This window comes from Halopseudomonas sabulinigri (genome assembly GCF_900105255.1).
Classification (GTDB): Bacteria; Pseudomonadota; Gammaproteobacteria; order Pseudomonadales; family Pseudomonadaceae; genus Halopseudomonas; species Halopseudomonas sabulinigri.
Map to the genome: position 1 here is coordinate 1,136,771 of NZ_LT629763.1, position 13,508 is coordinate 1,150,278.

The following is a 13,508-nucleotide window of genomic DNA, read 5'->3' on the forward strand; positions in this document are numbered from 1 at the left end:
TTTTACTCCTCGCTCTGCGCCAGAGCGTTGAATTGAGGGGTGCCTTTGGAGACAAAGACCTCCCCGTCACGAATAACAAAAAAGGCGGGTATATCGTGCGCAATCGCGTAATCCCAACCGCGATCCTCGCCCATGATCATCAATAATGTGGAAAGAGCATCCGCCTCGGCCGCAGTATCGTCCAGCACAGTGACGGCTGCCAGCTTGTGCATCACCGGGTGACCGGAGCGGGCATCGAAGGTGTGCGAAAAACGCTGCCCGTCGACCTCGTAATAATTACGATAGTCTCCGGAAGTAGAGACGCTCTCACCATCCAGCGCGAGAATCATCTGTGCCACGCGCTCGTCATCACGCGGCTCTTCGATCGCAATGCGCCAAGGCCGGTTACCCGGTTTGTGGCCAGCAGCCTTGAGCTCCCCTGTCATCTCCACCATATAGTTTGTGACGCCGTAGCTCGCCAACCGTTCCACCACCCGGTCAATCATATAGCCAGCCGCCAGGCTGCTAAGATCAAGCGACAGAGCGACATCCTTGCATAGTTGACCATCCGCGCGGATGTGCAGGTGCTGCTGTCCTACATTCAACATGGCCTGCTGCAGCTGATCGGGGTGCGGCGCCTGGTGCTCTTCACCACCATGAAATCCCCACAACTTGAGCAAAGGAGCGACGGTAATATCAAAGGATCCGTCACTGTCGATGTAGAGCTTGTCCGTCAGCTGTACCATGTCGATGACCGATTGCGGCATCGACATGCAGGTGCCAGCACTCGCATCATTGAAATGTGCAAGGTCCGAGTCACTGCGCCAATTGGAGACTTCCTTATCGAAATGCGCGAGCATTTCTTCAATATCCTGCTGCAGCGCGTCCGGCTCGGGTGAGTGCTCCGAAGGCACCCATTTGATGGAATAGGTGCTACCCATGGTCGCGCCGTACATTTCCGCAACCGGGTCTACAGAATTGAAACAGCCCGTTAGGGCTGCTGCGAAAGCAACAGCTATAACGGGCCGGGAGAAGCGCAAGCGCATCTTAACCGCCAAAGTCATCGAGCAGAATATTCTCGGGTTCTACCCCCAGGTCCTGCAGCATTTTGATCACCGAGGCGTTCATCATCGGCGGACCGCACATGTAGAACTCGCAGTCTTCCGGTGCTGGATGGTCCTTCAGATAGTTCTCCAACAGGACATTATGGATGAAGCCGGTCGGGCCCTCCCAATTATCCTCGGGGAGTGGGTCAGACAACGCCAGGTGCCATTCAAAGTTCTCGTTCTCTGCCGCCAAGGTGTCGTACTCGTCGACATAGAAGGCTTCACGCAGCGAGCGCGCACCGTACCAGAAGGTGATCTTGCGGGTAGAATTGAGACGCTTGAGCTGATCAAAGATGTGTGAACGCATCGGCGCCATACCGGCACCACCGCCGATGAAGACCATTTCCGCGTCGGTATCCTTGGCGAAGAACTCACCAAATGGCCCATACACAGTGACCTTGTCGCCCGGCTTGAGACTGAACACCCAAGACGACATCTGGCCAGGCGGCAGGTCATCACGACCCGGCGGCGGCGATGCTACCCGGATGTTGAATTTCACCAAGCCACGCTCTTCCGGATAGTTGGCCATCGAGTAAGCGCGAATCACTGTCTCATCTACCTTGGAGACGTAGCGCCACAGGTCGAACTTGTCCCAGTCACCACGGAATTCCGGCTGAATGTCGAAATCCTTGTAGTTGACGGTGTGCGGCGGGCATTCCAGCTGCACATAACCACCAGCACGGAAGTCGACGTTCTCGCCTTCCGGCAACTTGAGCGTCAGCTCCTTGATGAAAGTAGCAACGTTGGGATTGGACTCAACGGTGCATTCCCACTTCTTGACGCCGAAGACTTCTTCGGGGACTTCGATCTTCATATCCTGTTTGACCGGGGTCTGGCAGGACAGGCGCCATCCTTCCTTGGCTTCGCGCTTGGTGAAGTGCGACTCCTCGGTAGGCAGCATTTCGCCGCCGCCACTCTCGACAATGCACTTGCACTGGGCGCAAGTACCGCCGCCGCCGCAGGCGGAGGACAGGAAAATACCGTTGGCCGACAAGGTGTTCAGCAGCTTGGAGCCGGCGGCTACAGTCACGGTGCGCTCACCATTGATTTCAATGGTGACGTCGCCACTGCTGACCAGCTTCGAACGGGCGATCAGAATGATGGCAACCAGCGACAACACGATGGCTGTAAACATCCCGACGCCCAGAAAAATTTCCATGTTCATCAGTTACAGCTCCTCTTTACAGTTGCACGCCGGAAAAGGACATGAAACCCAGCGACATCAGACCCACGGTGATGAAGGTGATACCCAGGCCACGCAAGCCATCGGGTACATCGCTGTATTTCAACTTTTCACGGATACCTGCCAACGCGATGATGGCCAGTGCCCAGCCGATACCCGCACCAGCACCGTAAACCACACTCTCACCAAAGGCGTAGTCGCGCTCTACCATGAACAGTGAGGCACCCATGATGGCGCAGTTCACTGTAATCAAAGGTAGGAACACACCCAGCGCGTTATAAAGAGCAGGGACGAACTTATCGAGCAACATTTCAAGGATCTGCACGATGGCGGCGATCACACCGATATAGCTCAGCAGACCCAAAAAGCTCAGGTCTACATTCGGCAGACCAGCCCAGGCCAGCGCACCATCTTTCAGCAGATAGGTGTAGATCAGGTTGTTGGCCGGTGTGGTGATAGCCAGCACCACGACTACCGCAACACCCAAACCGATAGCAGTCTCAACCTTCTTGGAGATGGCGATGAAGGTACACATCCCCAGGAAGAAGGCGAGCGCCATGTTCTCTACAAAGATCGCCCGAACCAGCAGGCTTATGTAATGTTCAATCATGGCTTACATAGCCTCCTTCATGGCACGGGTCTGCGGCGCCATCTTGAATTCCGGCGCTTCTACCTGATCAGTTTTCCAGGAGCGCAGGCCCCAAATGATCAGGCCGATGATGAAGAATGCAGACGGCGGCAACAGCAACAAGCCGTTGGGCTGATACCAGCCACCGGCGTTGACCACCGGCAGAATCTCGATACCAAACAGGCTACCGGCACCCAACAATTCGCGCACAGTCGCAACGCAGATCAGGATGAAGCTGTAACCCAGACCGTTACCAATACCATCCAGGAAGCTCATGTGTGGCGGGTTCTGCATGGCGAAGGCTTCCGCGCGGCCCATCACGATGCAGTTGGTGATAATCAGCCCAACAAACACCGACAGCTGCTTGCTGATGCTGTACGCATAGGCCTTGAGCACCTGGTCAACCACGATAACCAGCGAGGCAATGATCACCATCTGCACAATCATGCGGATCGAGCTGGGGATCTGGTTACGCACCACTGAGATGAACAGGTTGGACAGCGCAGTCACCGAGGTCAGTGCAATACACATGACCAGAGTCACATTCAGGCTGGTGGTTACCGCCAGCGCGGAGCAGATACCAAGAATCTGCAGCGCGATGGGGTTGTTACTGAAAATCGGATCAAAGAGCACCTGTTTGGCGCTTGCCTTAGCCATGATTATGCCTCCCCTGCGCGAAGATGATCGAGGAACTCGCCAAAGCCGTCTTGACCCAGCCAGAAACGCACCAGGTTTTCCACGCCCCGACTGGTCAGGGTCGCGCCGGCCAGTGCATCTACCTGATGCTCGGCATTCGGACTGTTACTGTCTACGCCGCCCTTGATGACGCTGATATCAACATCACCGGACTCGTCATAAACCACCTTGCCGGTCCACTGCTTCTTCCAGTTCGGGTTATCCACCTCACCACCCAGACCGGGCGTCTCGGCGTGCTGATAAAAGCCCAGCCCCACCACGGTTTTCAGATCGCTTTCCAGCGCCATGAAACCGTACAGAGTCGACCACAGCCCATAGCCATGGATCGGCAGAATCAGCGTCTGGATCTCGCCCTGCTCGTCCTCTACCACGTACACGGTCGAGTAATACGCTTGACGGCGAATACTGGCGATATCGGCCTTGGGGTCCATGCGCTCGGAGGTCGCAGGGTCCTTGGCCGCTTTTTGCTGGTCGTAGGTCAGCGGGTCTTTCGCATCGCTGAACTCGCCAGTGCGCAGATCAACCAGGCGCGGCGTGATTTGCTTGAATTGCTCCTGCACGCTCACACCTTCTTTATAAAGGCCGGCAATCTGCAGAATGTTGCGCTGTTTGTCCTGCAACTGGTTAGTGACTTGGACCGGCTTGAGTGCGACCGCAGCGGCAGACACCACTACAGAGCAGACCAGACAGACCAGGAGCGCAACCGTCAGCGTGCGGACAACGGATTCTTTCTTACTGGACATTGCGAGCAAGCCTCCGTTTGATGTTGGCTTGAACCACAAAGTGGTCGATGAGCGGTGCAAACAGGTTGGCGAACAGGATGGCCAGCATCATGCCTTCCGGAAAGGCCGGGTTGACCACACGAATGAGGATCACCATCAAGCCGATCAATGCGCCAAACAGCCATTTGCCGGTGTTGGTCATGGAGGCTGATACCGGGTCCGTCGCCATGAAGATCATGCCGAAAGCGAAACCGCCCACCACCATATGCCAATACCAAGGCACCGAGAACATCGGATTGGTATCCGAACCTATGCTGTTGAACAGCAGGCTGGTGGCAATCATTCCGATCATTACGCCGGCGACGATACGCCAGTTGGCGATCTTGGTCAGCAGCAGTACCGCACCACCGATAAAGATGGCCAGCGTAGAGACCTCACCCATCGAACCCTGCAGGTTGCCGTAGAAGGCGTCCCACCAGGTGATGCCCTGGGCAACCACTTGCTCGATGCCGCCAGACGCCGCCATGCTCAGCGCGGTAGCGCCAGCAAAACCGTCCACTGCTGTCCAGACTGCGTCGCCCGACATCTGCGCCGGATAGGCGAAGAACAGGAAAGCGCGGCCGGTCAGTGCCGGGTTGAGGAAGTTCTTGCCGGTACCGCCAAAGACTTCCTTGCCGATCACCACGCCAAAGCTGATACCCAGCGCGACCTGCCACAGCGGAATGCTCGGCGGTACGATCAGGGCAAACAGAATCGAGGTAACGAAGAAGCCTTCGTTCACTTCGTGCTTGCGGATGGAGGCAAAAACCACTTCCCAGAAGCCGCCAACCAGGAAGGTAACGGCATACACGGGCAGGAAGTAGGCAGCGCCGTGAATCAGGTTGTCCCACAGACTGTCAGGATTAAACCCAGCAAACAACTGTATAAGCGCAATACGCCAGTTATCCTGGGCCGCCAGCAGGTCTGCATTACCAGCATAGATACTGTTGGCCTGGTAACCGATGTTGTACATCCCGTAGAAAATAACCGGGAAAGTACAAAGCCATACGGTAATCATCATGCGCTTGAGGTCGAGACCGTCACGCACGTGGGCGGTGGTCTTGGTGACACTGCCCGGGCGATAGAAGAAGGTATCAACGGCTTCGTAGAGGGCATACCACTTTTCGTGCTTGCCGCCCTTCTCGAAGTTGTGCTCGATCTTGTCGAGGAATGCGCGTACACCCATGACTTAACCCTCCTTCTCAATGCGAGTCAGGTTATCCCGCAGAATCGGGCCGTATTCGTACTTGCCAGCACAGACATAGCTGCACAGCGCCAGGTCCTCTTCATCCAGCTCCAGACAACCCAGCTTCTGGGCCATCTCGGTGTCACCCACGATCAGGTAACGCAGCAGTTGGGTAGGCAGAATATCCAGCGGCATGACCATCTCGTAGTTGCCCACCGGAACCATGGCGCGCGGGCTGCCATTGGTGCTGGTATCAAAATTGAACAGGCGCGAAGGAGCCAGCTTGGAAACAAAGATATTCAGCACCGAGTGCTTGTTTTTGCCGGCGCGTAAATAGTGCAGCAGCTGACGCTCGTCACCTTCTTTCAGTACCGATACCTGGGAGTGGAAGCGGCCCAGATAGGCAACCGGACCACGGGCCATGCGGCCGCCGAACACAGAGCCGGAGATTACCCGGTTGTTCGCCGGGGTCAGCTCACCCGCGGTGAGCTCTTCCAGGTTGGCGCCCAAGCGGGTTTTCAGCAGGCGCGGCTTTTCAACCTGTGGGCCGGCGAGTGCGACGTAGCGATCAGTCCAGATCTTGCCCTGGGTAAACAGCACACCCACGGCAATGACATCCTGATAGTTAATCTGCCAAACCGTCTTGCTTTCACTGACCGGATCAAGATTATGGATATGCGTGCCGGCCAGACCGGCCGGATGCGGACCAGCAAATGCCTCGGCACTCACACCAGTGACCGACTCACCCGGCAGGCTCACACCTTCAGCCTTGCACAGCCAGACCTTGGCCAGGCGCGCGAGCACCTTGAGGCCGCTCTCGAAGTCGGCAGCGTGTTGCTTGATGATGATAGCCGGATCAGCCGACAGCGGATTGGTATCGATCGCGGTAACGAAGATGGAACTGGGCTTGCCATCGACCGCAGGGGTTTTACTGAACGGCCGCGTGCGCAGGGCGGTCCACAAACCGGAGTTGATCAGCTGATCACGTACCGCCTGCGGGTCCAATGCAGCAAGCTGCTCGGCAGAGTGGGCATCGAAAGGCACTGCATCATCACCGTCGATGTCGATAACGACAGACTGCAGCACGCGCTTTTCACCGCGATTGATGGCACTGACGATACCGGCAGCGGGCGAAGTAAAAATGACACCAGGCGTTTTTTTATCACTGAACAGGAGCTGACCCAGCTTGACCCGGTCCCCCTCGCGCACCTCCATAGTGGGCTTCATACCATGGTAATCGAAGCCTACTACAGCGACACTGCGTACCTGACGGGCGTCATCGATACGCTGCTCGGGTGAGCCGGTGATTGGCAGATCCAAGCCCCGTTTGATTTTTATCATACGAATAGCCTAATCACTAGTTTGGAATCTTTAAGGGCGGGCTGCTGGTGCGGAGCACAACAAGCTCTGGCGGAATGGCTCTTGGCAACAGACACGGAATCAGGGCGAGGCAGCCACAAACCCCCATCAAAAATCCCGCTAAGTATAAGGTTCCTGCCCAGTCAATGCTACTCGGCCCCTTGGTTTTTTCCGGTTTTTAATCGACTACATTGATTAAATCTATGGCGCTGAAAGCCGCGCTATTACGGCCATTGGCGTAGACTGAAACACTGCATTGCCAACCCGGAGACAATCATGCGCACGCCCTACCTGCTGCTTGCCAGCCTATTACTGGCAAATACTGGCTACGCCAGCACCGAGCGCTTCAATCAGGCCAGCTTCGCCGACAGCGTCACCGTGCAAAACAGTAACCAAGTATTGCAACAGCGTAGTCGCTATCTGCTGGAATATCTTTTTGTCGACGTATACAGCGCCGCACTTTACGCACCGGCAGACAGCCAACTGTCCTCACTGTTGACCAGCGACAACCCATTGCGCCTTGAGCTTTACTACTACCGCTCGATCAAGCGCAGCGACGTAATCAAGGCGGCCTGGACCGCCTTGAATCGTCAGTACAACGCGGCGACGCTGGCCGAGCTCAAGCCGAAAGTCGACCGCCTGCATGCCACCTTCAAGGACATCCAGCCCGGCGACCGCTACAGTCTTACCCGCCTGAACGAAGGCACCCTGGTACTGCAACTCAACGGCGCAACCGTATTCACCGCCAACGACAGACAGCTGGCCGACGCTTATCTGGGCATCTGGCTGCGGGCAAACGGTTTGTCGGACGACCTACGCAATGCCCTGCTGAACTGACCGGGGCAAATCACAGACAACAAAAAAGGCGCCGAGGCGCCTTTTTTGCAATGCCCATCAATCAGGCCGGGAACGCCGGCGGATTAACGTGAGCCATGTCTTCCAGAATACGCACTACCTGGCAGCTGTAGCCAAACTCGTTGTCATACCAGACGTACAGAATAACGCGGTTGTCGTTGCAGATGGTCGCCTCAGCATCAACCACACCGGCGTGACGCGATCCCACGAAGTCGGAAGAAACCACCTCTACCGAGTTGGTGAAGTCGATCTGCTTGTGCAGGTCAGAGTGCAGCGCCATGTGACGCAGGTACTCGTTCACCTCATCACGATCGGTCGACTTTTCCAGGTTCAGGTTGAGAATAGCCATGGAAACGTTCGGCGTCGGCACACGGATAGCGTTACCACTCAGCTTGCCCGCCAGCTCCGGCAGTGCCTTGGCAACCGCCTTGGCAGCACCGGTCTCGGTAATAACCATGTTCAACGCAGCGCTACGACCGCGGCGATCACCCTTATGGAAGTTATCGATGAGGTTCTGGTCGTTAGTGTACGAGTGAACCGTCTCAACGTGACCATTGACGATGCCGAACTTGTCGTTGATGGCCTTGAGCACCGGCACAATGGCGTTGGTGGTGCAAGACGCAGCGGAGATGATCTTGTCTTCCGGGGTCATCGCAGCGTGATTGATGCCGTGCACGATGTTTTTCAGGTCGCCCTTGCCCGGTGCAGTCAAAACCACCTGACTGGCACCCTTGCACTGCAAGTGCTGGGAAAGGCCGGCCTCGTCGCGCCATACGCCGGTGTTATCAACGATGATCGCATCGCTTATGCCGTAGCTGGTGTAATCGATGCTGGCTGGATCGCTGGCATAAATAACCTGGATCTGATTGCCATTGGCAGTCAGCGTGTTGTTTTCTTCATCAATGGTGATGGTGCCTTGGAAGGAGCCGTGTACAGAGTCGCGGCGCAGCAGGCTGGCGCGCTTGGCCAGGTCGTTGGCAGCACCCTTGCGAACCACAATGGCGCGCAGACGCAGGCCATCGCCAGCACCGGCCTTCTCGATCATGATGCGGGCCAGCAGGCGACCGATACGCCCAAAGCCGTAAAGCACTACGTCACGACCCTGGCGGCGCTCGCCAGTGTGGCCAATGACGCTGCTCAACTCGTCACGCAGGAAAGCATCCAGATCATCGCTGCCACTCTCGCGGAATTTTTTAACCAGACGAGCGAGGTCGATGGACGCTGGGCCCAGGTCAAGGTCAAGCAGCGCTTTGATAACCGGGAAGGTGTCGTGCACTGACAGTTCGGTGTCGTCGATCTGACGCGCAAACCGGTGTGACTTCAACAGACTGATGACCGAGCGGTTGACCAGGCCACGGCCATAAATGGACGTCACCACGTTGTGCTCACGGTACAGACGACCGATCAGAGGAATCATGGCTTCGGCGGTCGCTTCACGATCCGTCCAGCTTTCCAGACACTGCTCGAATTGGGCTTGAGTCACGGCTTTACCTTCCAAGTCTTGATAACTAAAGGGCGCATATTATGCTGTCCGCAGCCCGCCGAGGCAATGTCCTGTCCAAAAACAGCCGGAGAATGCCCCATCAGCAGGCTGACGGCGTTACACTTAGCCCCTCTGAGAACGGGCCGAATCGCGACTGGCGATACGGCGCCAAGCTACGCGACCATCAAGAGCCTACTGCATGCCTGTTGAAACCTCTCTGTTGTCACCCCCAGCCAGCCAAGGCCCTGGATCAAAGGCACACTGGGCCGGACTGCACGGGGCAGCAAGGGCGCTGGCGATCGCAGAAGCCGCCTCACAGCATCGCGGTCTGAGCCTGGTCATCAGCACCGACACCTCCGCCGCCGACAGTCTGGAACAGGAGCTGCGCTTTTTTTCGCCCGAGTTGCCGGTACTTAGCTTCCCTGATTGGGAAACGCTGCCCTACGACCGCTTTTCACCGCACCAGGACATCATTTCGCAGCGGCTGCGTACGCTATTCCAACTACCCCAGGTCGAGCAGGGCATACTGGTAGTCCCCCTGACCACCCTGTTGCACCGCTTGCCGCCACGTAGCTTTCTCGGCGGCTCGGTATTGATGCTGGAGCTGGGCCAACGCCTGGACATCGAGCAGATGCGCCTGAACCTCGACGCCGCCGGTTATCGTTGCGTCGACACCGTGTACGAGCACGGCGACTATGCCGTACGCGGCGCCCTGCTCGATCTTTACCCCATGGGTAGCAAACTGCCCTATCGCATTGATTTGTTTGACGATGAAATCGAAACCCTGCGCACCTTCGATCCGGAGAGCCAGCGCTCGATCGACAAGGTAGAGCGTATTCATCTGCTGCCGGCCAAGGAGTTTCCGCTCGACAAGTCTGCACTGACCGGTTTCCGCGCCCGTTTCCGCGAGCGCTTTGAGGTAGACCATCGGCGCTGTCCGCTGTACCAGGATCTCGCCGAAGGCCTGGTACCGCCGGGCATCGAATATTACCTGCCGCTGTTCTTCGATGAGCTGGGTAGCCTGTTCGATTACCTACCGCAGAACACTCATTTATTCACCCTGCCCGGTATCGAAGCCAGCGCCGAGCATTTCTGGAACGACGTGCGCACCCGGCATAGTGAACAGGGCGTAGACCCAACCCGCCCCTTGCTGCCGCCCGGCGAGCTGTTTTTGCCGGTTGAAGAATGCTTCGCACGCATCAAGGGCTTTGCCCGCACCATTTGCCATCAGACCGAATTGGCTGATGGCGAGCGCGGCACCGACCTTGGTTGCCTGCCACCGCCCGAACTGCCCATCGACAACAAGCTGGAAAATCCGTTGCAAGCGCTACAACGCTTCTTGCAGGCGCACAACGGTCGCACCCTGTTCGTCGCCGAAACGGCTGGCCGTCGAGAGGCGCTGATCGAACTGCTGGCGCGCATTGATCAGCGTCCCCAGCAAGTCGACAGCTGGCTCGACTTTGTCAACACCGAGCATTCGCTGGCCATGACCATAGCGCCGCTGGACCAGGGGCTGCTCACACAATCGCCAGCGATAGCCGTTATCGCCGAGAGCCAACTGTTCGGCCAGCGTGTCATGCAGCGCCGCCGCCGTGGCAAAGCCACGGATATGGGCGACGCCATTATCCGCGACCTGACCGAGCTACGCGAAGGTGCGCCCGTGGTGCACATCGACCACGGCGTAGGCCGCTACCTGGGTCTGACCAACCTCACAGTCGAGGATCAGCAGACCGAATTTCTGATGCTGGAGTACGCCGACGAAGCCAAGCTCTATGTGCCGGTAGCCAACCTGCACCTGATCGCACGCTACTCCGGCTCCGAGGATGAAAACGCCCCTCTGCATCGCCTTGGCTCCGAAACCTGGCAGAAAGCCAAGCGCAAAGCCGCCGAGAAGGTACGCGACGTGGCTGCCGAGCTGTTGGATGTGTACGCGCGTCGCGCGGCGCGGGCAGGTTTCAGCTTCAGCGCCCCGGAACGCGACTACCAGAGCTTTGCCGACGACTTCCCGTTCGAGGAAACCGCCGATCAGGAAGCCGCCATCACCGCCGTGCTGCAAGACATGACCAACCCGCAACCGATGGACCGACTGGTCTGTGGCGACGTCGGCTTTGGCAAGACCGAAGTCGCCATGCGCGCGGCCTTCCTCGCCGTGCATAGCGGCAAGCAGGTGGCGGTACTGGTTCCCACTACCCTCCTCGCCCAGCAGCACTACAACAGCTTCAAGGATCGCTTTGCCAACTGGCCGGTGAAGGTCGAGGTGATGTCCCGCTTCAAGTCGGCCAAAGAGGTCAAGGCCGCGGTTCAGGAGCTGGCCGAGGGCAAGGTCGATATCATGATCGGTACCCACAAGCTGCTGCAGGAAGATGTGAAGTTTCAGGACCTGGGGCTGGTCATCATCGATGAGGAACATCGTTTTGGTGTACGCCAGAAGGAACAGCTGAAAACCCTGCGCAGCGAAGTGGACGTACTGACGCTCACCGCCACGCCCATTCCGCGCACACTGAATATGTCCTTCTCCGGTATGCGCGACCTGTCGATCATCGCGACGCCGCCAGCGCGGCGCCTGTCGGTCAAGACTTTCGTCATGTCGCAGCAGAAACCGGTACTCAAGGAAGCGATACTGCGCGAACTGTTACGCGGTGGGCAGGTTTATTACCTGCACAACGAAGTGCAGACCATCGAGAAATGCGCCGCCGATCTGGCCGAACTGATTCCCGAGGCACGTATCGCCGTCAGCCATGGGCAAATGCCCGAGCGGGCCCTGGAGCAGGTGATGCGCGATTTTTATCACCGCCGTTTCAATATTCTGGTGACCACGACCATCATTGAAACCGGCATCGACGTGCCCAGTGCCAACACCATCATTATTGAACGCGCCGACAAGTTCGGCCTGGCCCAGCTGCACCAGCTACGCGGGCGCGTGGGCCGCAGCCACCACCAGGCTTATGCCTACCTACTGACGCCGGAGGGCAAGAAGGTTACCCGCGATGCGGAGAAACGGCTGGAAGCCATCGCCATGGCCCAGGATCTGGGCGCCGGCTTTACCCTGGCGACCCACGATCTGGAGATTCGCGGCGCTGGCGAGCTGCTGGGCGACGGCCAAAGCGGTCAGATTCAGGCGGTCGGCTTTACGCTCTACATGGAAATGCTCGAACGCGCGGTCAAGGCCATCAAGCAGGGCAAACAGCCGGAACTGGATCAGCCATTGGGCGGCGGGCCCGATATCAACCTGCGCCTGGCCGCGCTCATTCCCGACGATTATCTGCCCGATGTACATGCGCGGCTGATTCTGTACAAGCGCATTGCCAACGCCACCGACGACGAAACACTAAAGGACCTCCAGGTCGAAATGATCGACCGTTTTGGCCTGTTACCCGAGCAGGTCAAGACGCTATTTCGCGTTACCGCATTGAAACTGCGCTGTGACCCTCTGGGTATCACCAAGGTGGATGTAGGCGCCGAGCACGGTCGGATCGAGTTTGGCGCGCAAACCGAGATAGACCCCATGGTGCTGGTGCGCATGATTCAGGACAATCCGCAGCGTTATCGCCTTGAAGGCGCGACCGTATTCCGCTTCAATGCGCCCATGGGCGGCGTGGAGCTGCGCCTCAATACTGTAGAAGCACTACTCGACCGACTGGCGCAAGCGCCACAGGAAACAAACCCGAAAGGCAAAGGAAAACGCCCATGAAGCATTTGTGCAAGAAGCTCGGCCTGGCCCTGCTGGCCACCCTCGTCAGCACAGTGGCGCTGGCACAGTCAGCCGATGAATACCTGGTGGAGGTGGTCTTTTTTGGGCAACCCTCTGCACCGTTGGTAGTGGGCACGCCACCGGATCTCGACTGGGCCGACAACGCGACCAAGCTGGATGAGACCACGCGCAGCGACGTGCGTGCAATCGACCCGACACGCTTCCGCCTGGCCCCAGACGTACGCAAACTGGAGCAAAAGGGTTATCAGATCTATCTGCACCAGGCCTGGTCTCAGCCGCTGGACAACAACCTGGATATAGCTCTGAGCAAGGGCCAGGCCGATAACGGTATTTATCCGGTACAGGGCCTGGTCAATCTCAGTCAGGACAATCTGATGGAGATCGCTGTGTCATTCTGGCGTAACCGCACAGCGAACGAGGTACAGATGAGCGGCGCCTCTGTTATCTCCGAGCATCTGCATCAGAAACGCGCCCTGCGTTTGAACGAAACCCATTACCTGGACCACCAGAGCCTGGGCATGCTGGTGCGCGTCAGCCGCTGACCTTGGATTGCCGCCGCG

11 protein-coding genes are annotated in these 13,508 nt (G+C 57.7%); 3 read left to right on the forward strand and 8 right to left on the reverse strand.

What is annotated here, in order from left to right; genetic code table 11:
* Positions 1–2: 2 nt before the first annotated feature.
* The 7 genes from BLU26_RS05105 to BLU26_RS05135 are packed head-to-tail and all read right to left on the reverse strand — an operon-like array spanning position 3 to position 6,880.
* Positions 3–1,025 (reverse strand): FAD:protein FMN transferase, encoded by a 1,023-nt coding sequence (locus BLU26_RS05105; protein ID WP_092284467.1) that lies wholly within the window; start codon positions 1,023–1,025, stop codon positions 3–5.
* 1 nt (position 1,026) lies between these two features.
* Positions 1,027–2,253, reverse strand: coding sequence for an NADH:ubiquinone reductase (Na(+)-transporting) subunit F (gene nqrF / locus BLU26_RS05110; protein ID WP_172830676.1), 1,227 nt, complete (start codon positions 2,251–2,253; stop codon positions 1,027–1,029).
* A gap of 13 nt (positions 2,254–2,266) precedes the next feature.
* Positions 2,267–2,875, reverse strand: coding sequence for an NADH:ubiquinone reductase (Na(+)-transporting) subunit E (nqrE, locus tag BLU26_RS05115; RefSeq protein ID WP_092288369.1), 609 nt, complete (start codon positions 2,873–2,875; stop codon positions 2,267–2,269).
* Positions 2,876–2,881: 6 nt separating this feature from the next.
* Positions 2,882–3,553, reverse strand: coding sequence for an NADH:ubiquinone reductase (Na(+)-transporting) subunit D (locus BLU26_RS05120; RefSeq protein ID WP_092284471.1), 672 nt, complete (start codon positions 3,551–3,553; stop codon positions 2,882–2,884).
* A 2-nt stretch (positions 3,554–3,555) separates the two neighbouring features.
* Positions 3,556–4,335, reverse strand: coding sequence for a Na(+)-translocating NADH-quinone reductase subunit C (locus BLU26_RS05125; RefSeq protein WP_092284473.1), 780 nt, complete (start codon positions 4,333–4,335; stop codon positions 3,556–3,558).
* Positions 4,325–5,539, reverse strand: coding sequence for an NADH:ubiquinone reductase (Na(+)-transporting) subunit B (locus BLU26_RS05130; protein ID WP_092284475.1), 1,215 nt, complete (start codon positions 5,537–5,539; stop codon positions 4,325–4,327). Before BLU26_RS05130 ends, BLU26_RS05125 begins: the two co-directional genes overlap by 11 nt.
* Before the next feature lie 3 nt (positions 5,540–5,542).
* Positions 5,543–6,880, reverse strand: coding sequence for a Na(+)-translocating NADH-quinone reductase subunit A (locus tag BLU26_RS05135; RefSeq protein ID WP_092284477.1), 1,338 nt, complete (start codon positions 6,878–6,880; stop codon positions 5,543–5,545).
* A gap of 294 nt (positions 6,881–7,174) precedes the next feature.
* Between BLU26_RS05135 and BLU26_RS05140 the strand changes: the two genes are divergently transcribed.
* The gene (locus BLU26_RS05140; protein WP_092284479.1) at positions 7,175–7,735 is read left to right on the forward strand and encodes a chalcone isomerase family protein; all 561 of its coding nucleotides are present in this window, start codon (positions 7,175–7,177) and stop codon (positions 7,733–7,735) included.
* A gap of 61 nt (positions 7,736–7,796) precedes the next feature.
* On the opposite strand, the gene BLU26_RS05145 is transcribed toward BLU26_RS05140, so the two are convergent.
* Positions 7,797–9,236, reverse strand: a complete 1,440-nt coding sequence (locus BLU26_RS05145) for a glyceraldehyde-3-phosphate dehydrogenase (RefSeq protein WP_092284481.1) — start codon at positions 9,234–9,236, stop codon at positions 7,797–7,799.
* Positions 9,237–9,435: 199 nt separating this feature from the next.
* Here BLU26_RS05145 and mfd point away from each other — a divergent pair, with 199 nt between their 5' ends.
* Positions 9,436–12,927 (forward strand): transcription-repair coupling factor, encoded by a 3,492-nt coding sequence (gene mfd / locus BLU26_RS05150; protein ID WP_092284483.1) that lies wholly within the window; start codon positions 9,436–9,438, stop codon positions 12,925–12,927.
* A complete protein-coding gene (locus BLU26_RS05155; RefSeq protein WP_092284485.1) occupies positions 12,924–13,490 on the forward strand; it encodes a CsiV family protein in 567 nt (188 codons plus the stop codon). Before mfd ends, BLU26_RS05155 begins: the two co-directional genes overlap by 4 nt.
* Positions 13,491–13,508 lie beyond the last annotated feature (18 nt).

Coding starts and splice junctions, on each gene's coding strand:
- BLU26_RS05105 (WP_092284467.1), bottom strand. CDS start 1,025: ATGCGCTTGCGCTTCTCCCGGCCCGTTATAGCTGTTGCTTTCGCAGCA.
- BLU26_RS05120 (WP_092284471.1), bottom strand. CDS start 3,553: ATGGCTAAGGCAAGCGCCAAACAGGTGCTCTTTGATCCGATTTTCAGT.
- BLU26_RS05125 (WP_092284473.1), bottom strand. CDS start 4,335: ATGTCCAGTAAGAAAGAATCCGTTGTCCGCACGCTGACGGTTGCGCTC.
- BLU26_RS05130 (WP_092284475.1), bottom strand. CDS start 5,539: ATGGGTGTACGCGCATTCCTCGACAAGATCGAGCACAACTTCGAGAAG.
- BLU26_RS05135 (WP_092284477.1), bottom strand. CDS start 6,880: ATGATAAAAATCAAACGGGGCTTGGATCTGCCAATCACCGGCTCACCC.
- BLU26_RS05140 (WP_092284479.1), top strand. CDS start 7,175: ATGCGCACGCCCTACCTGCTGCTTGCCAGCCTATTACTGGCAAATACT.
- mfd (WP_092284483.1), top strand. CDS start 9,436: ATGCCTGTTGAAACCTCTCTGTTGTCACCCCCAGCCAGCCAAGGCCCT.
- BLU26_RS05155 (WP_092284485.1), top strand. CDS start 12,924: ATGAAGCATTTGTGCAAGAAGCTCGGCCTGGCCCTGCTGGCCACCCTC.